This window comes from Paenibacillus sp. HGF5 (assembly GCF_000204455.1).
In the GTDB taxonomy this organism is placed as follows: domain Bacteria; phylum Bacillota; class Bacilli; order Paenibacillales; family Paenibacillaceae; genus Paenibacillus_AQ; species Paenibacillus_AQ lautus_A.
In genome coordinates this window covers 52,046-71,720 of the sequence record NZ_AEXS01000172.1, presented here as the reverse complement: position 1 = coordinate 71,720, position 19,675 = coordinate 52,046, and the positions used below count along the sequence as shown (strand labels likewise).

Here is a 19,675-nt window from a genome sequence, read left to right as displayed (position 1 = left end):
GGGACTTTTAAGAATATTTCTCGACCATTTTAAGCAAATAATTGCGAAACTCCTCCACGTATGATTTAGGTTCAACGATTTCTAAATTTGTACCGAAACTTGCTAAAAATTGAAATCCAAAAGGGTCTTGAGGAATATGGATGGTAGCCAGGAAATATTTAGAACTATAGCTTTCAATACTCTTTCGACCGTATCTTTCAATAAACTGATCTTTTATGCCGGGCGCAATTAACGCTTTAATGGTGACGAGTTGCGGCTGGTAACTGGCTGCGCCTTGTTCTAATGCATAATCTCTCGGGTTAAAGGTTTCTTCATTCATTTTTAGATTATCGATCCTGGATAATTTAAATGTTCTATAGCTCTGACGATGTAAACAGAATCCCTTCAAGTACCAACTCGTTTCGCTATAATGAAGCTGATACGGCTCGACGATACGATTCGTTATCATGCCATTTTTATCAATATAATCAAATGAAATTAACTTTTTCCCTATGATCGATTCTTGGCATGTCTTTAAGGTTTGAAGAATTTCGGACCGACCCTCCCAATCATAAAATGATAGACGGACTGAACCTTTCAGTGACATGGGGTGAACCATGGCCTCCATTTTTTTAATCGTGATTTCAACTTCCTCGCTAATTAGAATTTGTTCCAATCCGCCGAGGGCAGTCAGTATATTTTCTAAGTCGGAGCTGTTTAAAAGTCGCTTATCCACCTTGTATTCATCCATAATACCGTATCCGCCATGAATTCCATGAACAGAATAGATGGGAATGTTGGATAAGCTCAGTGTTTCCATATCGCGAAGAATCGTTCTCTTGGAAACGTTGAATAATTGTGCGAATTCTTTTGTTGAAACGATATCTTTTTTCAGCAATATCATGATAATGGATATTAATCTCTCAACCTTCTCCATAACGGCCCCTCTTTTGATGCAAATTTTTAAATGGTGACATGCGTCTGTCACCACTAATAAATTATACTTCATCTATCAAAAGAAGGAGGTACAACTTTATGTCAGCCATTGCCTATTTGAACTTTGATGGAATCGCCGAAGAAGCGATTGAATTTTATTCGGAGGCTCTACATGCGAACGAGGTAAAAAAAGTGAAATTTAAGGATTTTCCGCAGGATCCAAACTATCCATTGCCAGAACATGAATTAAATATGATCATGGAGTCTTCGGTAGAATTTGCAGGCGGGAAAATCATGATGTCGGATATTTTGCCTTCCATGAAGGCGGTAACGGGTGAGTTGATGAGAGGAAATAACGTACTTATTAGTGTAGTCATGGATGATAAACAAACATTGGAAGACTACTTTTACCGATTGTCTGTTGGCGGTCATGTTGTGATGCCGTTATCCAATACCCCTTGGTCTTCGTGCTTTGGAATGCTGGTTGATCAGTTCGGAGTTGCCTGGAAATTTAATCGTGACGCAGATCGGTTTCTGGATAAAGTCATTTCAAACAAACAGTAACGCATTCAAAACATGGCCTTCCAATGAAAGGCCATGTTTTGATATTCTCTTTAGAAAGGAGGAGGATGGGTTTTAGCTATGATAATCGAGCATGTCATTCCAGCAAAATCGAGAGAGGATTTAAGGCTTTGGCTGCAGAACCATGGCACGACCGAGAAGTCTTGCTGGGTCTTGGTTAGTATGACGCCAACCCCTGATATGTTGTTATATTTGGACGTCGTTGAGGAGGCCTTATGCTTTGGATGGATTGATGGCATTAAAAAGAAAATGTACGAAACCGAGTTGGCCCAGAGACTGTCTCCTAGAACTAAAAAAAGCTCATGGACTGAATTGAATAAAGAACGTGTCCGCCGCCTCGAAAAGTTGGGGCTCATGAGTGACGAAGGCAGGAGGGTTCTTCCTGACATGGATCCTGCTTCTTTCAGAATAGATGAGGTCATAGAACAAAGGCTAAAAGAGGAAAAGCAAGTATATGAGAATTTCATGGCATTTCCGGATCTTTATAAAAGAGTTCGGATCGACACGATACAAAGCTATAAGAATCAGCCGGAATTATTTAAGAGCAGATTAGACAAATTCATAACCAACACGAGAGAAAACAAAATGTACGGTCAATGGAACGATCATGGCCGTCTACTTGAATATTAATACTCCCTGGGTCGAAGGCCAACAACCTTAGTCTGGTTGAGTACCGAACTAAGGTTGTATGCATTGCCTATTTATCATTGGAACTCTATAGTTTTCGACATAATCAATTCCAAAAACCCTTCTAGATTATGGGACGCTTTTTCAACTTCTTCAAATTCAGGTTCATATCCGCGCACGATAGCACCAACGTCATTGGTTAAATCAATCGCATAGAAGGAATACCCACCATCGACTGATATCACGATCGGCAGGTAAGAATCCCACCACGCAGTTATTTCTGATTTCCATAGTTCATCGCCCATTGCTGCCTCCAAACTGAGCATTTCAAATTCATTCCATTTAAATTCAGTATCGGAGCGATTATTGTATTCATCCTCGCAAAGAAACCAGGACTTCTCATCAGGTGTGATGCATCGTTTTACAACACTTAAAAATTCCAAATAATCATTAGGAATTTCCTTATATCTTGATAACAAGCTGCCAGCTAAATGTAACTGATGATCCTCATTCTTAGTTATCGTCCAACCGTTTTCTTCAGCCCAAATCATAAATTCATTTATTTTGTCATTCATGGTCGGTCTACCTTCTCCCACCGTATTCACTCCAATTTCTTATAGGCTCTGATTATTATTCTAGTCAGACATTTCCATATCCTTCTGGAACTCCAAGTGCATTCCATATTTCGATAGGTATCGAATAGTACTCGGTTTATACTACATACAAAAGTACGCCAGTCGATAATAGATGGGGAGAGGTATGGTATGGACATGACAAAACAGCTTGAAAAGCTTGCCGCCTTTAAAAAGCTTCACTCTAATTTCTTTATTTTGCCCAATGCATGGGATGCTGCGAGCGCGAACACTTTTGAGAAGTGCGGCTTCAAGGCAATCGGCACGACAAGTGCCGGCATAGCGGTTTCCCATGGGTATGCGGATCGGAATATGCCCTTCGATCGGATGTTGGATACGGTCCGCAGGATCGTGCAAACCGTGGATATTCCGGTTACCGTGGATATGGAAGACGGGTATGGACAAACACCTGATGAAGTCGCCGAGTCGGTTAAGCAGGTGATCAAGGCAGGCGCGGCGGGGATAAACATTGAAGACAGCGGCATGGATCGGCAAGCGCCGCTGCATGACATTTTACTCCAGCAAAACAAATTAGCCGTGATCCGGGCGCTGGGGAATGCCATGGGTTATCCTCTCTTTATCAATGCCAGGATCGATGCTTACTGGATCAAGTCTATGCCGCCTGCTGGGAGGCTTGAAGAGACGATCAAGCGGGCCCATGCCTACCAGGAAGCCGGGGCAGATTGTATTTTTGTTCCCGGAATCCAGGAAATCTCCGACATCCAGACACTGCGCCATGAAATAAGCTGTCCGATCAATGTATTGGCCGGACCGGGAATGCCTTCCGCAAAGGAACTTGAAGCGCTAGGGATTCAGCGCATCAGCACCGGCTCAGGACCTTTTCGCGCCGCAATATCGCTGCTGCATCGCATGGGCCAAGAAATGTTGGAGAAGGGAACTTTTGAGCACATGACTTCGAGAGTCCTTTCTTACGACGATTTATCGGAAAAGTAGCCTTGGTGCAATCAATGGAGACAGCGTCTGCGTAGATCTTCATTCCCGCAACGAAATGGCTGTCAGTGCATCGGCAGGCGAGAACAGTTAAAATGTATCCCTGGAGAGTGGGCTTGCCCCACTCCTTTTTTTATGGGCAGGGAATATAATCCATGGTGACAGAGAAAAGTTTGGATGGAGGGGGGAGTGAACGTCAGAGAGCGGGCTGCTTGCTTCCGATAAAATGTTAGCGCCTTCACAAAAAACCAAGCAAGAATACAACCGGGAGAACAGAAGCTGCGCTGCCTTATTATCGTGGGGCGGATGAATAATCTTGAGGAGGTATTTATGCTTACCATGACAAGAAAAGCAGTTAGTCTGTTGGTAGTGCTTGCCGTAATGATCACAGGATTCTCACCCCGAACAGCGGATGCTGTAGAAATCGATAGCTATTCAATTTCTTCAATGGATATGACGGATGCCGCTGATCCGGCATCTTTGGCACAGACCGCCGCTGCTCCGGCCACGATACAAAATTACCCGATGCCATCCATCTATACCACATCCAGCGTGTTTTCGTTGAAAGCGAATAACGAAGCGATTCCTGTAATCAGTTATCTGGCTGATTATGATTATGCTCAATTTTCCTTTTCCGGCACGGTCCGTATCGAAGTTACCAATAATGTGCCGATTTCATCATACTCCATCAGTCCTCAGGCTAAACATATCGAAGGCACGGTCAACGGGAACAAGCTAACGTTCTATCTTTCATCCTCAACCTATGTCATCGTGAAAATCAATGACCAGAGGAAGAAGATTGTGATCGCAGCAGATCCCTTGGAGACGGATATTCCCCCGTCCACAGGTGCCGGGATTTATAATGTGACACAGTCGCCATACCATGCGGATAACACGGGTACATCGCTGGCATCGGGTCCGATTCAGCAGGCGATCGATGACGCCCATCAAGCCGGCGGCGGCGTTGTATTCATACCGGCCGGTGTTTATAAGAGCGGGAACCTGACATTAAAAAGCAACGTAACCTTTTACCTGGCCGGCGGCGCCGTCATTGTCGGCACGGGCAAGGGGGAAGACTACGTGATTGATTTTCGCAAGGATTCACGAAACGCGGATGGAACGTATTTTATTCGTACTGCCGTAGATTCCACCAATATTACGATACGGGGACGGGGAACCATTGATGGAAAAGGCATTGCGATGCGAGAGCGAAGGATGCCGGCGCCGAATAAGAATGAAGGGTTCCTCAATAACCTGCTCGTTCCGATCGCAACATCCAATTTTACTTTTGACGGACTAATATTGCGGGATGGCGGTTTCTGGTCGTTTATGGTGGTTCGTTCCGACAATGTGACCATAAACAATCTTAAGGGATTCCAGGATTTATACAAAATCGAGAATGACGTTATCGATATTAATGAAAGTCAGAACGTGCTTGTTCAACACTCGATTGCCATATCGGATGATGACACGTATTCCACTAAAACCTGGCTGCAGACGGGGATGTCCAAAGACTGGCCGGGCGAGCTTGAACATTTGGAGAATGTGGTCTTTGATGACGCTTTTGCATGGACAAGATGCGCGGCTTTCAAGATTGGCATGGGCGTAGCCCAGCCGCAAATCGGCGTAACCATCCGAAATTCGTATGTCTATCAAAGCGCCCGAGCATTGCTTATCGATCATGGATACCAACTGAATACACTCCCGGAGGAAGGTTACGCCCAAAATATTACGTTTGAGAATATCGACATCGAACGCGTCGGCATCAATCAATTCGGGAACTATTGGCTTGGAGTGTCCACCAGCACTTCCGGCGATGTAAGCAATGTTGTAGTCAAGAACATTAATGTTCGCGAGACCGGCACCCAGAAATCCAGAATTTCCGGGAATGCTACGAAAGGCGGAAGGGTTAACGGGGTCACGTTCACGGATGTTTATGTTGGAGGCAAGCTTGCAACAACCCTGGACGACTTGAATGTTACCGTCAATAACAATGTAAATGGTATCGTTTTTGCCAATTCCAAACCTCCGCTATTCAGCGACAATTTCGAAGACGGAAATACGGCGGGTTGGACGTCGATGTCAGGCGGTTGGACCGTCCCGACAGTCGGCACGAATCACGTGCTGTCCAGCGGAAATCAGACAACCACCTCCCTGATTACCGCTAATAGCGGGGGTTCATGGACGGATTACGTTTATGAAGCCAGATTAAGAATGCCCATCACCAATGCCAACGCGGGCATGGTCTTCAGGGTGCAGGATGCAAACAATTATTATATGTATCGCATTCATTCATCGAATCAACAGCTGGAGTTGTTCAAATCCGTGAATGGACAGCTGACGCTTGTAAACAGTATGCCGTTCACGGCCATTGAGAAACAGTGGTATAAGGTTAAGGCGGTTATACAAGGGAACACGATTTCCTGTTACGTGGATGGAGAATTAAAGATGGAATGGACCAATCCTGTAACCGAATTGACGGCTGGGGGGATCGGATTCCGGACCACCTCGGCCGGCGTCCATTTTGACGATGCCGTTGTTAGTCTCCTCAATAAAGCGCCTGAGGAGATTGCCCTTTCACACAACAGTGTTGTTGAAAATACGACGGCGGGAGGCATGGTCGGAACCTTTTCCACCAGCGACCCTGATGCGGAAGAAACATTTTCTTATATGCTGATAGCAGGGGCAGGGGATGAGGACAACGGCAGCTTCACCATTTCGGACAATAAGTTGTTCCTAGCCGTAACGCCTGATTACGAAGCCAAGGACAGCTACAGCATCCGGGTGAGGAGCACAGATTCAGGCGGACTGTACGTTGAGAAGACCTTTACGATCCATGTCACGGACGTGAATGAACCTCCCGTGAATCCGGATCCTACGGTCATTGTATTCAGCGACGATTTCGAAGATGGAAATGCCGGAGGATGGACGTCTGCTTCAGGTTCCTGGGATGTAACAACGGACGGCACAAAAGCCTTGATTCAGAATCAAGCTGCCACTGCAGTCATTGCTGCCGGCGATTCATGGACGGATTATACGTATGCGGCCAAAGCGAAAATGCCCATCACCAATGCCAACGCAGGCATTCTCTTCAGGGTACAGGATGCGGGTAATTTCTATATGTTCCGAATCCATTCCGCAGCCCAAAAGCTGGAGTTGTACAAATCCGTGGACAACTTCATGACCCTTGTATCCAGTACCCCGTTTACAGCTCAGGCGAACCAGTGGTATACGATGAAGGCTTCTATTGAAGGGAACGCAATAAAAGGTTATGTGGATGGAGAATTAAAAGTGGAATGGACCAATCCCGAGACGGAACTGACAGCAGGAAAAATAGGATTTCGGACTACTTCGGCAGGCGTAGCTTTTGATGATGCTGTGGTACTGGCACCTGATTCGATCTAACTTGAAGGCATCCCGTACCGTGTCAATTAAAGCCGATCCACAGGTCGGTCAGCGTTAAGAGGATCATACGAAGGAGCTGCCCCTAACGCCATGATTGGCTGCCAGGGACAGCTTCGTTTTTTTGCATTGTCGTACAGGGGATGCAGTGACATAATCAAAGAATGAATACTCCCGCCACTTACCTAGGCAGTCGCTTCGGTTGAAGTGCGGGTTTCAGATGTCTCAACCTGAAGGTTTCAGGATGCTTAACACCCTTGGAGTTGACACGTTGATGGACTGGTTACCATCCAACCCTCTATCCCATCCGAAGGCTTAGCAGATACGTTTGGGAATACTTTGCGCATAATGTTGGCTGCTCCGTTCACATCGGCATGAATCACGCCCGCCTGGCTCGCATACAGCCCGCGATAAATCCGCTTGCCGGAGAAGAGATAGGTTCCTCCCTCACCGAAACGCGGCAACGGATCTTGATCCAGGAAGCTCGCTTTTGACGTATAGGCTTCTTCCGTCAGGATCACCGTGATTCCCTTTGCTGCTGCCTTATACTGGATCATCGCAATGAGCTGCTTGTGCGGGAGGTGACAGAACGACTGGTTGTTTCGCCGTCCCATTGCGGATTCTTGTTTCCATCCCGCATTATGACCGATGACGATCGTACCGATCTTCTGCTCTTCGGCCAGTCTGACGATATGATGACTGGCTTTGTGAAACAGGTCTTTGATCAGGCGGTGGCGCTGCAGATGCAATCGTTCCAATCGTTTGGATGTGTGTGTGCCTTCACGCGGGTTTTTACCCTGACGAAGAATACTCGTGTAGTGCGCTTTCATCTTGTTATAATACTGATTGATCGCTTTGACGATCCTGCCCTTCACGATCACCGGCTGTAAGCCGGTTGTCGTGACCATGGTTGCAAGATTGTCTACACCCAAATCAATCGCCATGATGAAATTAGAATGGCTGACGTCCGGTACTTGTTCCCCCTCTGTGTTCTGCTCTTCCTTTGGACACGTGAAGACGAGTTCGATAACATAGTGCCCATGACGAGGTACGACACGCGCCTGCATGAACTTGCCGTCGGTACGCCCTAGCTTGCCGATGTTCAGTCTCAGCTTGGGTCGGGGGAACTTCAGGAACTTTCGGTCTTTGATGACGCAATCTTGATTCGAGAACACCACTTCCTTCACCTTGCTGCGGGCGTAGCCCGGAATCTTCGGCTTGCCGGTAAAGGTCTCCGGATGTTGACGATACGCCTTCATGCTGGCGAAAAAGGCCGCCCAGTTCTGGAAGACGACCTTCAGAATGCCTTGGCTGCTTTGGGCCGGGAGGGAGCGATAATCGGGTTGCTCCATCACTTTGAACAAGGCATCCAAGAAAGAATAAGACAGGAAGGGCTGCTCTGGCGAAGGCAACGTAAAGGGCCGGGAACGATTTTTCACGCTTCTTCGCTCGTTCATCGCATCCAGATGTGCGGACAGGGTGTTCATCACTTGTTGTTGCAACGGCTGACAAGCCGATAGCTGTCCCTTTGCGGTAAACACTTGCCGGATATAAAAGTTAGCCGTATTGTACAGGTTTTTTGCACACTGACCCAATGCATCCAGATAGGCGAACAACCGATGCTCCGGCTTGATCCATACTTGATAGGTTCTATACCCGAGTGCTGGAACGGACAAGATTTCACCTCTTTTCACTTCCGGAATACGAATGTATGTTCCTGTTTATTAAACCGCTACATTGGAAGAAAAGAAAGAACATCTTGTAGGCCCGGACAAGAAGTCGCCGATTCACCTCTCCACTTGCAGAAGTGGGAGTACTCTCGGCATGGGTAGATAGAATTTAACGGAAGGCGTGAAAAGCTTGGAGTACCTCCGCAGGCAATCGTTCCGCAACAAACTCAAGGTCGCTTTTCTGGCTGTCATCGTGCTTTCTGTCCTGATGACCGGAGGGTTGTCTTATTATATCTCGGCTGCCACGCTGGAAAAGAATGCGCTGCAGCTCACGCAGGACACGGTGGTCAGGTCGGCACAAATCGTGGATGAGAAGCTGAACAAACTGATGCTGATTATGATGACGTTTATGATCAGCCAGCCTTTCTACGACATGCTGAAGGATGCCGCCTCCGGGGATGCCAGCAGATATTACACGCATCTGAACGATCTTGATAACGTTTTCTCGCAGGCGCGGATCGCCGAGCCGCTTATCCAATCGATCTACGTATTTACACCGATTGGCGAATTTTATCCTTCGTCCATGAACCGCAATCGGCTCACCGAATTCGAGGACACCGTTCTGTATGCGCGCATCGAACAGGAGAAAAAGAACCTGTGGGTGGAGGGTCATGAGGATATGCTCTTCTCCGGCAAGGAACGCGTCATTTCGCTTATTCTGGAGCCGATCTTTGACACCCCGGTCAGCGGTGTTTATATTGTCGTAAATATCCGTGAGGACGGTTTCCGCAAGCTGGTCCAGGGGAACACCGCGGAAGGGGCGTCCAGCTTCTTGCTGAACGCTGATGGAGAGGCGGTTTACCCCGTGAAGGAACCGCTAGTCAGGCAGGCAGTGGAGACGGGTAATTTGAGTGGCATGATGAGCCGCTCGGAGGGAAGTCAGCCCTTTGAAATGGAAGGCCAGACCTATCTGCTTAATTATGCCCGTCTCGGCATTGCGGATTGGACCATGACCACCATCCGTTCCCGGGCCGACGTGCTCCAGGACATGGTGTATGTCAAATGGCTGATCGCCGGGGTTACACTGGCTGCTTTTACTGTCACCACGTTGATTTCGGGCGCATTTTCACGCTATTTGCTAAAACCGCTGCAAGGGCTGCTGAAGGTGATGAAGCGGGTCGAGAACAACGATCTGACCGCCCGTTTTGAGAGCGGCAGCGGGGATGAGCTGGTTCAGGTGGGATTTCGGTTTAACCGGATGCTGGAACAGATTGTGGTGTTGATTGATGAGGTAACGGAAGCGCAGACGCATAAGCGAACTGCAGAGATCAAGGCGCTGTCGGCGCAGATGGACCCGCATTTTCTGTACAACACGCTCAACACCATCTACTGGAAATTGAAATTGAAGCAGATCGAGCCGTCGCAGCAAATGGTCATGTCGCTCTCACGCCTGTTCCAACTCGGATTGAACAATGGCCAGGAAATTACGACACTGTCGAAAGAACTGGAGCATGTTCGCCAGTATTTGGAACTGCAGTTAAGCTGCTATGAAGGCTTATTCTCTTATGAGATCCATGTACGCGAACCGGAGGCGTCATCGCTTTCGATTCCGCGCATCATTTTGCAGCCGCTGGTGGAGAACAGCATTTTGCACGGTTTTCGCGATCTGCAGAACGGCGGCCTAATCGAAATCGAGATTAGCGGGGATGAGAAACGCTGGACGATAGCCGTACGTGATAACGGAAAGGGAATGGACCAGACCCAAGTGCGCGAACTCTTTTTGCAGGAGTCGAAGAAGGGATATGCGGTGTCCAATCTGATCCGGCGGCTCCGGCTCTATTATGGGGACGGTGCGGAATTTCGCGTAGACAGTGCGCCGGAGCGCGGAACCGAAATACGGATTTCATTGCCCAAGAAAGGGGAGCATTTGGATGAGCAATCCTGAGGCGATCAGTCTCTGCATTATCGACGATATAAAAAGCGTGGTGGACGGACTGACCGCGATGAACTGGGAAGAGCAGGGGATTCGGGTCGCAGGTGTATCGAGCAATGGGGAAGAGGGGCTTACGCTGATTGGCGGGCTGCGTCCGGATCTGGTTATTACCGATATCCGGATGCCGATTATGGACGGGTTGAGCATGCTGCGTTTGGTGCTGGAAGAGAACCCCAGCTGCAAGGTCATTCTGATCAGCGGCTATGCCGATTTTGAATATGCGCAGCAGGCGGTGCAGCTGGGGGCGTTTGATTTTGTGGTGAAGCCCTTCACAGAAGAAGATATGATGTCGGCTGTGCTGCGAGCCAAAGCAGAGGTTATGGAAGAGAGGTCCAAACGGATAAGTTTGAGGGAAATGGAGAACAAGCTTCGCGAGAGCATGCCGGCGCTGCGACAGGAATACTTTGCGCTGCTCATAAGCCACCGCACTTCATGGGAAGAGGCCTCGGAACGGTGGGAGTTTCTGAATATTGAGCTGGAGCCGCGCGGCTTCGTCGTGATGCTGATTGAAATTGATCGTTTCCGGGAGCAGGTTGCCGAGCAGTCCGTGAAGGAGATGGAGCTGATCCGGTTCTCGCTGTTGAATATTATGCAGGAGACGCTTGCCCAGTATGCGCACAGCGTTCTTTTCCGTGCCCGTCATGATCAGTACCTGGCCGTACTGAACGATTCAGGACCGTCCAGTCCGATCGAAATTGCCGAGCAATGCTGCCGGAATATTGAACGGTACACCAAGTTTACGGTCTCGGTCGGGGTCGGCGGCAGGGTGGAGGAGATCAGCGGGCTCCCGGATTCCTATCGCCAAGCTCATCGGGCGCTCTCCCATCACCTGTTCACCGAAGGCAATGCCGCCATTGAGTATGACGATATCCACCAGAGCGGAAGCCAGGAGCCGCTGGCACTGGAACACAAGGACGAGCTGCTGCTGGCCCTTCGTTCCGGAAATGCTGTCCGGACGGACGCGTTTCTGACCGCGATTTCGGAAGCGCTGCAGAAACGGATTTCCCGGCAAAATCCGGATTATCTCCTCAGCCTGTACGATGAGCTGGCTGCTTCAGCGATCCGCACGCTTTACGAAATGGTTCCCTATTCGGAGATACAGCCGATGATTCAGAAATTCAGATCGGTACAAGGGACGGCGGGGCTACCGCTGGCCTCTTTGCAGCGTCATCTGCATGCCTTGTGCACGGAGGGAGCCGAGCTGGTTCGCCGGAACAGCTTATCCGAAGGGCAGAAGGTTATTTATAATGCCATAGGCTACATCAAGGGCCGCTTGTCCGAGGATATTACCGTTGGCGAATGTGCCGCGCATGTGCATCTAAGCGCCAGCTACTTTTCCAGCTTATTCAAGCAAGTAACCGGAATGACGGTCACGCAGTATATCACCTCGGAACGCATTCATAAAGCGAGACTGCTTCTGGTGGAGGGGGCGCAGGTGCAGGAGGTGGCTGCGGCGGTAGGTTATGAGGAGCGCAGATATTTTAGCGAGATGTTCAAGAAGATCACCGGCCAGACACCGTCGGAATTCAGGGCGGGCTATCACATGGAGTCGCCGGAGGCTTGAGGTGCCTGCTGCAGGAGACCATAGAATTCTATCCCTTGAGAGTGAATTTGCCTCACTCCTTTTCCGAGAACGGGATTCTATAATAAAAAACGAGCTCACAATACAAACGTTAATCAAAGGGGTAGAATGTATGCGAAAAAAATGGTTAAGTCTCGGCTTGAGCCTCATTCTGGCAGCCGGAATCGCAGGCTGCGGCGGGAACGACAACAGCAGCAATGGCGGCACGACGAATGGCAAGTCTGACGGTGGAACGGCAGCACCATCAACCGAGACGGGCCAACCCGTACAGCTTAAATACTGGACTGACGACCGTCATGACCAGGAGTATATCAAGGAATTGATCAACACTTTCAATGAAACTAACGAAGATAACATCCAGGTGGAACTTACGGTCATGTCCGAGAATTACGCGCAAAGCGTCGACATTGCCTTCTCCAGCAACCAGGCGCCGGATGTGCTGCGTCTCAAGAGCGCCAATACGTCCGGATTCGTCAAAAAAGGGTATCTCGCCCCAATTGACGAGTATCTGACCGATGACTTGAAAGCGAAGTTCGGCAGCCTGCTGATCGACGATGTCAACCGTTTTGACGGCAAGGTGTACTCGCTCGCCAATACCGGCCTCACCATGCGCCTGGTCTACAACAAGGATCTCTTTACCAAAGCGGGCATCGAGAATCCTCCGAAGTCGCTGCAGGAAATGGTGGAGGATGCCAAGAAAATTACCGAAGTCGGCAAAGCCGAGGGCATCTATGGTTTTGCGCTGAACTTCAAAAATCCGAAGCAAGCATTTGACCGTTCCGTCCGGGAGATTCTTTCCTTGAGCGGTTATCAGGGATTTGGCTTTGATCTGAAAACAGGCCAATTCGATTTCGAGCCTTACTCGCAGGTCATTGAATATTTCAAGCAAATGCATAAAGACGGAAGCATTCTGCCTGGCGCGGAAGCGCTGGACATCGACCCGCTGCGCGCCCAATTCGCCGCAGGCAAAATCGGGATGTATCTATCCTTCTCGACGGAGCCAGGCGTGTACATGGATCAATTCCCGACCGAAATCAACTGGGGGGGCGCATTGGCTCCAACGCTGGACGGTCAGATCAAGGGAACTTCCGAAATCGTGTCCGCCGGAACGTGGCTCGGCATCAGCGCCCAATCGGCCAATAAGGAAGCGGCTTGGACATTCATGCAGTATATGTACGGCGATGAGGTTCTGAAGACCTATCATGAAAAAGGCTTCGGTATTGCCATAGTGCCAAGCATTGTAGAACAGGCTAAAGATCCGGAGATGGGTGGCATGGAAGGCTTCCTGGTCGGGGAACACGACTCGCTCTGGCCAGCTTCGCCAAACGTTACTCCGGAGGGTACCACCTATGCGGACGCTTTCTTCAAATATATCCTTACCGATGAAGACCTGAAAGCGATTACGGAGGATTTAAACACAAGATACAACGCCGCATTGTCCAAGGCGGTGGAGAAAGGCGAGGTCACTGTAACGCCGAACCCTGCCTTTGATCCAACCAAACCGCAGGGAGAATAACAGGCAAGGATGGGGCTGCCGCACACAATTTGGCGGATGCCCCTTTTCTTTCCCCGAAGGAGGAACGAATCGTGAGTATGAAATGGAAACGGCTGGGGGAGAATGCTCTGTTTCTGTCTCCCAGCATCATTTTGACGTTGGCTCTGGGCATCTATCCCTTGTTATGGATGCTGCGTTATATGTTTTATGACTATGCGGGATATGGCGATGCGCTGTTCGTTGGTCTGGACAATTTCCGTCGCCTGATGCGCGATGCGCTGCTCTGGGAATCGGTTGGCAATACCTTTATCTATGCCGGGGGCAAGCTGCTGCTGACGCTGCCGTTGTCCCTGCTGCTCGCGGTCATCCTGAACGGCAAGCTGCGGGGCGGAAATCTGCTGCGCGGGATCTATTTTATGCCGACGATCATCAGCACCGCGGTTATCTCCGTGGTGTTCTATACGATCTTCAATTCCTATAACGGGATGGTAAACACCGTATTGATGAAGCTGCATCTTGTCTCGCAGCCCATCGACTGGCTCGGCCCAAAGCATGCGATGCTTACGGTCATTCTTGTGGCGGTATGGGGCGCGGTCGGTAACTATATGCTGCTGTTTCTGGCCGGATTGCAGAGCATTCCGCAGGATTTGTACGAAAGTGCGGCCATGGACGGCGCGAATGCCGGAAGACGGTTCTGGAGCATTACGCTTCCGATGCTGGCTCCGGTTGCCCAGTTGGTCATTATGCTCGCGATTATCGCATCCCTGAAAGGCTATGAGAGCATTATGCTCATCACGGAAGGCGGACCGATCGGCAAAACGGAGGTCATGTATCTCTATCTGTACAAATTGTTGTTCCCGGTATCCACGGGTTCTCCTGTCGAGCAGCAGCTAGGATACGGCAGCGCCGTAGGCTTCGCCACCGCTGTTATTGTGGGAGCGATCACGGGCTTGTATTTCTTATTAAGCCGTAAAATGAATAAGTTGTATTAGCTATAAGCAACATTAGACGTCAATTTAGCGAAGGCCCTTACGATTTGACAACAACGCCGCAGATCGGTTGATCATGAACGGCTGCAGGCGTGCAGGAGGATCAGCAGATGAACGAACAGGTATTCCCCCAACAGCCGGATGCGCGCGGCAAAAACGCCGCCCGCCCGCCTTCCGGTCACACAGGCAGAATTGTGGGCCGTACGGTGATGTGGCTGTTCTTATTGATAACGGCGATACTGACATTGTTTCCCCTGTTGATGACATTGTCCGGTTCGCTCAAGACCGGCGCCGAAATGATGACCGGTGGCAGCCTGCTGCCGGCCAAGCTGCAGTTCGTCAACTATGCCGAAGCCTGGAAGCAGGCTAATTTTGCCCGCTATACCTGGAACAGCGCTTTTGTCAGCATTATGGTTACCGCAGGCACCCTGCTGGTAGCTGCCATGGCGGCTTATGTGGTGGACCGTCGCCATTTTCCCGGCAAATCCCTGTATGTGACGACGCAGGCGTCGATGATGTTTATATCCGTCGGTGCCATTGTGCTGCGCCCGCAATTCGATTTGATGGTCGCGCTGAACCTGAATACCACGCTGTGGGGCGTGATCCTGATTCTCATCAGCGCCCATTCCAGCACCTTTTTTATGCTGCTGGGTTTCTTCAAAGCGATTCCCCGCGAGCTTGACGAAGCGGCCATGGTGGACGGCTCCGGGTTCGTCCGAACCTTCTTCCGGATTATTCTCCCGCTCCTGACACCAGGGCTTGGCGTGGCCGGGCTGTTTGCTTTCCGTCATGCCTGGAACGAATATATTCTGCCGCTGGTGTTCACGATGACGAATCCGCAGCTGCAGACGCTCACCGTCGGGCTGGCGAATCTTCGTTACGGTTCTTCCGCGGCCATGCAGATCCATTTGATGATGGCGGGAGCATGCCTGTCGATCCTGCCGATGCTTCTCGCTTATATTGTGGCGAACAAATCCTTTATTCAAGTGACGGCGGGTTCAGTCAAAGGTTAATTTCATAATTCCATATACAAGGAGTTTGATGCAAATGAGAGATTCAATCGTGGGACCTTTGTTTTCCAGCCCGATCATGACCCGGCATGCCGCGAATCCGATTCTGACTCCGGGTGATGTGCCCTACGGTCCGGCGATGGTCTTTAATGCCGGAGTTGCCAAATTTAAAGGCAAATATGTGATGGTTTTTCGCAATGACTACGGTGATGAACTTAAAGGGATTGTTGCTCCTCATCATACAACGAATCTTGGTCTGGCCTTCAGCGATGATGGCGTAAAGTGGGATGTGCAGCCTGAGCCGTGCTGGTCTTGGCATGATGAAGAGATCATCCGCGTGTATGACCCGCGTCTAACGGTAATCGGCGAACAATGTTATATGTGCTTTGCGGTCGATACCAAGCACGGGCTGCGCGGCGGCATCGCCGTCACCGAGGATTTCCGATCCTTCGAGGTGCTGAGCCTGTCGCTGCCGGACAACCGCAACATGGTATTGTTCCCGGAACGGATCGGGGGCAAGTACGTCCGGCTGGAGCGTCCGATGCCTGTATACAGCCGGGGCGGGATAGACCGCTTCGACATGTGGATGAGCGACTCGCCTGACCTGAAATACTGGGGAAACTCCAAGCTGCTGCTGGCGGTTGAAGATGTAGCTTATGCCAATGACAAGGTTGGCCCCGGCGCTCCGCCCGTCAAAACGGACAAAGGCTGGCTGACCCTGTTCCATGCCGTGGACATCGATCCCAGCAGGGGCAAGAACGGCTGGGAGGACAGCTGGAAGAAGCGCTATACGACCGGTATTTTACTGCTGGATCTTGCCGATCCCAGCCGGATCATCGGCAGGGCGGAGACGCCGCTGCTTGCCCCGGAAGCCGATTACGAGACCGATGGGGGCTTCCGCAATCATGTTATTTTTCCGGGAGGCATGATTCTGGAAGAAACCGGGGAAGTCAAAATCTACTACGGCGCCGCCGATACCGTAGAATGCCTGGCAACTGCGCATGTAGACGATTTGCTGGATCTCTGTCTGAAAGGCACAGTCCATAAGTAATTTTGACATGTTAAAGCTATACAAAATGGGGAGGTTTCTATGAAAGGACATATTACGTTGCCATCCGCCAGCATTCCGGTTGCCCGCGAGGTGGATGTGCTTGTCATCGGCGGAGGTGCTTCCGGCATCGCCGCCGCCATTGCCGCTGCGAAAGGGGGGGCGCAAACGATGCTGGTGGAGCAGCGAGGGTTCCTTGGCGGCATGGGCACGGTTGCGCTCGTTCCGGCTTTTTGTCCCTTTACGGATAAGCGGAAGCCGATTATCCGCGGTCTCGGCCTTCAATTGATGGAACGGATGAAGCAGGCATGCGATCCTCAGTACCGCGAGGAATATCAAGAGATGCTGGATTGGGTGCCGATCGATCCCGAAGTGCTGAAGCGGGTTTATGATGATGCCATTCTGGAAAGCGGTGTGACGCCGCTGTATCACAGCTTTGTTTACGATGTTGTCCTGTCTGAGGACCGCCGGAAGGTTGAAGGTGTCGTTGTCGTTAACAAAACAGGACGGTCTTTCATCCCCTGCAGGTATATTATCGATTGCTCGGGAGATGGGGATATTGCCGCACTGGCGGGAGCTCCTTTTCAGAAGGGCGGGGAAGCGGGCGAGCTTCAGCCCGGCAGCATGTGCTATTTGCTTGCGAATGTAGACCGTCCAAGGTTCAAACAGTACTTGGAGGAGAGCGGGGATACGGGCCAACTGCACAAGACGGTGGAGCGGGCGATCGAGGACGGCGCGCTGCCGGAGGGCCGCAAGTCGATCTCCGGCCTTGCTTGGGTCAGCGACTATTTGGTAGGCGTCAACTTCGGCCATGTATTCGGCGTTGACGGCACCCTTGCCGAGGATTTGACGCGGGGGGCGATTGAAGGGCGCCGCACGGCGGAACGCCAGTTGCAGTTCTTCCGCCGCTACGTGCCGGGCTTTGAGCACGCCCATATGGTAGCGAGCGGGGAGCAGCTCGGGATCCGGGAGACGCGACGGATCGAAGGGGACTATATCCTGACGGTCGATGACTTCCTTGCTGCGCGCTCCTTCCCGGACGACATTGCCCGCAACGCGTACTACATCGATATTCATCTCGCCAACAGCAAAAGCGAGATGACCTTTAATCACCTTCCGCCAGGGGTTTCACACGGCGTACCGTACCGGATCATGCTGCCGGTTGGCATCGACAACCTTTGGGTTGCCGGACGCTGCGTATCCTCGGACCGAGCAGTGCAAGGCTCCCTTCGGGTGATGCCGAACTGCTTCTCCATGGGTCAGGCCTCGGGAACGGCGGCTGCATTGGCGCTGCGGGACGGTACCGGCTCGCGCGGCATTTCCGTATCCGAGCTTCAGCAGCGGCTGCTGGAGCAGGATGTATGGCTGGGAGAAGATTTCATTCCGGCTGATAAGCAGAAGGAAGGGAATGCGCCGTGAAGCAGCTTCCATTAACGGACGAGTGGTTTCACGGTGCCGTGTCGCTCGAACACCGGGAGGATGGTATCAAGCCATGGCGGATTCCTTACATGGATTACGAGCTGTACCCGCCTGCGGGAATCGATGGCAAAGCCGAGATATGTGCCGGTATTCGCCTGCGGCTGCGGACGGATTCCACCGAGGTGGCAGTCTCTTTTGCCTCGCTTGCGGACGCCGCCGCCATGGATTGCGTTGTAGGAGGTAGACTATGCCAGACGCTCAGCCTGCCCGGCGGAGCAGCAGAAGCCTTGTTCAGCGGACTTGAGGACGGGATCAAGGATGTGGAAATTTGGCTCCCTCAAAATATAGGGATCACCGTCACCGGCATGCGTATCGACGCCCATGCTGTCGGAGTCCCGCTGCCGGACACCCGGCCCCGCTGGATTACGTACGGGAGCTCCATTACCCAGTGCGTCGGGGCTTCCAGCCCTTCCCGCTCTTGGCCTGCCATTGCCGCCGAAGCCTGCGGCTTCAGCTTGACCAATCTCGGCTTCTCGGGCAACTGCCACATGGAACCGATGATCGGGCGCCTGATTCGCGACTTGCCGGCCGATTTCATCTCGATATGTGCAGGCGTGAACATCTATGGCGGGGGCACCTTAAGCCCACGTATGTTCAAGCCGCTGCTGATTGGACTGCTGGAGACGATACGCGACAAACACAGGGATATCCCGCTGCTTGTCATTTCTCCGATTTATGGCACCGTCCGCGAAACGCAGCTCAATTCGTTGGGTTTCACCCTGCCCATCATGCGGGAATTCATCCGCGAGACCGTGGAGCTGCTAAGGGCTCGAGGCGATCGCCAGTTGTTCTATCAGGATGGCTTGAACTGGTTCGGTCCGGAGGATGAAGCCTTTCTGACGGATGGTCTGCACCCTGGAGCCGAGGGGTATGAGCTGCTGGGCCGGCGTTTCCGTGATCTTCATGAAACTGCGTTACGGGCAGTGCATCGAAACGCGGAGTGAGGAGTTTCTATTATATTCGGGATAACCAATGGGAATCATGGCAGATCATTTTTGAACTTTATTTTGGTTGGACGAAAAGAACTTGAAGACCTTAAAGCCGCCTCATGTGCGGCTTTTTTGGTTTGCAGTATATAAATTCATCACTTGACCGATTAGATTAACTACTGTCAGATGCATTTACTGCTTATTTAGCTAGCGGGAACTTTTATGGAATATATTATCCATTTATGGTTGATGAATGGGTATGCTAAACTAATTTTTCGACTGTAATATGAACTAATGTACGTTTAATTTAGCAACTTTCTATAGCAGATATTAAATAATCCTGCTAACAACTAGATGAATGTATCAGAAAG

The 19,675-nt window shown here is 50.7% G+C and carries 14 protein-coding genes and 1 pseudogene; 12 read left to right on the top strand and 3 right to left on the bottom strand.

Annotation, left to right across the window (positions count from 1 at the left end):
- Window positions 1-7 precede the first annotated feature (7 nt).
- Window positions 8-916: a helix-turn-helix transcriptional regulator gene (locus tag HMPREF9412_RS28985; RefSeq protein ID WP_009595412.1), complete on the bottom strand. Its 909-nt coding sequence runs from the start codon at window positions 914-916 to the stop codon at window positions 8-10.
- A 98-nt stretch (window positions 917-1,014) separates the two neighbouring features.
- On the opposite strand from HMPREF9412_RS28985, the gene HMPREF9412_RS28980 reads away from it, so the two are divergent.
- Window positions 1,015-1,479 carry a VOC family protein gene (locus HMPREF9412_RS28980; protein WP_009595424.1) on the top strand — a complete coding sequence of 155 codons (465 nt, stop codon included), beginning with the start codon at window positions 1,015-1,017 and terminating at the stop codon, window positions 1,477-1,479.
- A 78-nt stretch (window positions 1,480-1,557) separates the two neighbouring features.
- Window positions 1,558-2,127 (top strand): YdeI/OmpD-associated family protein, encoded by a 570-nt coding sequence (locus HMPREF9412_RS28975; protein WP_009595404.1) that lies wholly within the window; start codon window positions 1,558-1,560, stop codon window positions 2,125-2,127.
- A 74-nt stretch (window positions 2,128-2,201) separates the two neighbouring features.
- Here HMPREF9412_RS28975 and HMPREF9412_RS28970 read toward each other — a convergent pair whose 3' ends face one another.
- Entirely contained in the window at window positions 2,202-2,699 is a 498-nt protein-coding gene (locus HMPREF9412_RS28970; protein ID WP_009595399.1) for an SMI1/KNR4 family protein, read from the bottom strand.
- Between the two features lie 189 nt (window positions 2,700-2,888).
- Here HMPREF9412_RS28970 and HMPREF9412_RS28965 point away from each other — a divergent pair, with 189 nt between their 5' ends.
- Both HMPREF9412_RS28965 and HMPREF9412_RS28960 read left to right on the top strand, forming a co-directional pair.
- The gene (locus tag HMPREF9412_RS28965) at window positions 2,889-3,710 is read left to right on the top strand and encodes an isocitrate lyase/PEP mutase family protein (protein ID WP_009595460.1); all 822 of its coding nucleotides are present in this window, start codon (window positions 2,889-2,891) and stop codon (window positions 3,708-3,710) included.
- 336 nt (window positions 3,711-4,046) lie between these two features.
- Window positions 4,047-7,112 carry a family 16 glycoside hydrolase gene (locus HMPREF9412_RS28960; RefSeq protein WP_254664132.1) on the top strand — a complete coding sequence of 1,022 codons (3,066 nt, stop codon included), beginning with the start codon at window positions 4,047-4,049 and terminating at the stop codon, window positions 7,110-7,112.
- 222 nt (window positions 7,113-7,334) lie between these two features.
- On the opposite strand, the pseudogene HMPREF9412_RS28955 reads toward HMPREF9412_RS28960, so the two are convergent.
- Window positions 7,335-8,785 (bottom strand): annotated as a pseudogene (locus tag HMPREF9412_RS28955) (RNA-guided endonuclease InsQ/TnpB family protein).
- A 175-nt stretch (window positions 8,786-8,960) separates the two neighbouring features.
- Here HMPREF9412_RS28955 and HMPREF9412_RS28950 point away from each other — a divergent pair.
- From HMPREF9412_RS28950 to HMPREF9412_RS28915, 8 genes are all read left to right on the top strand, one after another.
- Window positions 8,961-10,724: a cache domain-containing sensor histidine kinase gene (locus HMPREF9412_RS28950; protein ID WP_254664131.1), complete on the top strand. Its 1,764-nt coding sequence runs from the start codon at window positions 8,961-8,963 to the stop codon at window positions 10,722-10,724.
- On the top strand, window positions 10,711-12,336 hold the full coding sequence (locus tag HMPREF9412_RS28945) for a response regulator (RefSeq protein WP_009595466.1): 1,626 nt from the start codon (window positions 10,711-10,713) through the stop codon (window positions 12,334-12,336). Before HMPREF9412_RS28950 ends, HMPREF9412_RS28945 begins: the two co-directional genes overlap by 14 nt.
- Window positions 12,337-12,466: 130 nt before the next feature.
- Window positions 12,467-13,870, top strand: a complete 1,404-nt coding sequence (locus HMPREF9412_RS28940; RefSeq protein WP_009595452.1) for an ABC transporter substrate-binding protein — start codon at window positions 12,467-12,469, stop codon at window positions 13,868-13,870.
- Between the two features lie 71 nt (window positions 13,871-13,941).
- Window positions 13,942-14,841: a carbohydrate ABC transporter permease gene (locus tag HMPREF9412_RS28935; protein WP_009595450.1), complete on the top strand. Its 900-nt coding sequence runs from the start codon at window positions 13,942-13,944 to the stop codon at window positions 14,839-14,841.
- A gap of 107 nt (window positions 14,842-14,948) precedes the next feature.
- Window positions 14,949-15,851, top strand: a complete 903-nt coding sequence (locus tag HMPREF9412_RS28930) for a carbohydrate ABC transporter permease (RefSeq protein WP_009595440.1) — start codon at window positions 14,949-14,951, stop codon at window positions 15,849-15,851.
- Window positions 15,852-15,885: 34 nt separating this feature from the next.
- Complete coding sequence (locus tag HMPREF9412_RS28925; protein ID WP_050802869.1) at window positions 15,886-16,899, top strand: glycoside hydrolase family 130 protein; 1,014 nt, start codon at window positions 15,886-15,888, stop codon at window positions 16,897-16,899.
- A gap of 39 nt (window positions 16,900-16,938) precedes the next feature.
- The gene (locus HMPREF9412_RS28920) at window positions 16,939-18,315 is read left to right on the top strand and encodes an FAD-dependent oxidoreductase (protein WP_009595455.1); all 1,377 of its coding nucleotides are present in this window, start codon (window positions 16,939-16,941) and stop codon (window positions 18,313-18,315) included.
- Window positions 18,312-19,319: an SGNH/GDSL hydrolase family protein gene (locus tag HMPREF9412_RS28915; RefSeq protein ID WP_009595433.1), complete on the top strand. Its 1,008-nt coding sequence runs from the start codon at window positions 18,312-18,314 to the stop codon at window positions 19,317-19,319. Before HMPREF9412_RS28920 ends, HMPREF9412_RS28915 begins: the two co-directional genes overlap by 4 nt.
- The last annotated feature ends 356 nt before the right edge of the window (window positions 19,320-19,675 follow it).

Excerpts from the sequence above, each read along its gene's own strand:
- HMPREF9412_RS28980 (WP_009595424.1), top strand. The coding sequence starts at position 1,015 with ATGTCAGCCATTGCCTATTTGAACTTTGATGGAATCGCCGAAGAAGCG.
- HMPREF9412_RS28920 (WP_009595455.1), top strand. The coding sequence starts at position 16,939 with ATGAAAGGACATATTACGTTGCCATCCGCCAGCATTCCGGTTGCCCGC.
- HMPREF9412_RS28960 (WP_254664132.1), top strand. The coding sequence starts at position 4,047 with ATGACAAGAAAAGCAGTTAGTCTGTTGGTAGTGCTTGCCGTAATGATC.
- HMPREF9412_RS28930 (WP_009595440.1), top strand. The coding sequence starts at position 14,949 with ATGAACGAACAGGTATTCCCCCAACAGCCGGATGCGCGCGGCAAAAAC.
- HMPREF9412_RS28945 (WP_009595466.1), top strand. The coding sequence starts at position 10,711 with ATGAGCAATCCTGAGGCGATCAGTCTCTGCATTATCGACGATATAAAA.
- HMPREF9412_RS28965 (WP_009595460.1), top strand. The coding sequence starts at position 2,889 with ATGGACATGACAAAACAGCTTGAAAAGCTTGCCGCCTTTAAAAAGCTT.
- HMPREF9412_RS28970 (WP_009595399.1), bottom strand. The coding sequence starts at position 2,699 with ATGAATGACAAAATAAATGAATTTATGATTTGGGCTGAAGAAAACGGT.
- HMPREF9412_RS28985 (WP_009595412.1), bottom strand. The coding sequence starts at position 916 with ATGGAGAAGGTTGAGAGATTAATATCCATTATCATGATATTGCTGAAA.
- HMPREF9412_RS28925 (WP_050802869.1), top strand. The coding sequence starts at position 15,886 with ATGAGAGATTCAATCGTGGGACCTTTGTTTTCCAGCCCGATCATGACC.
- HMPREF9412_RS28940 (WP_009595452.1), top strand. The coding sequence starts at position 12,467 with ATGCGAAAAAAATGGTTAAGTCTCGGCTTGAGCCTCATTCTGGCAGCC.
- HMPREF9412_RS28975 (WP_009595404.1), top strand. The coding sequence starts at position 1,558 with ATGATAATCGAGCATGTCATTCCAGCAAAATCGAGAGAGGATTTAAGG.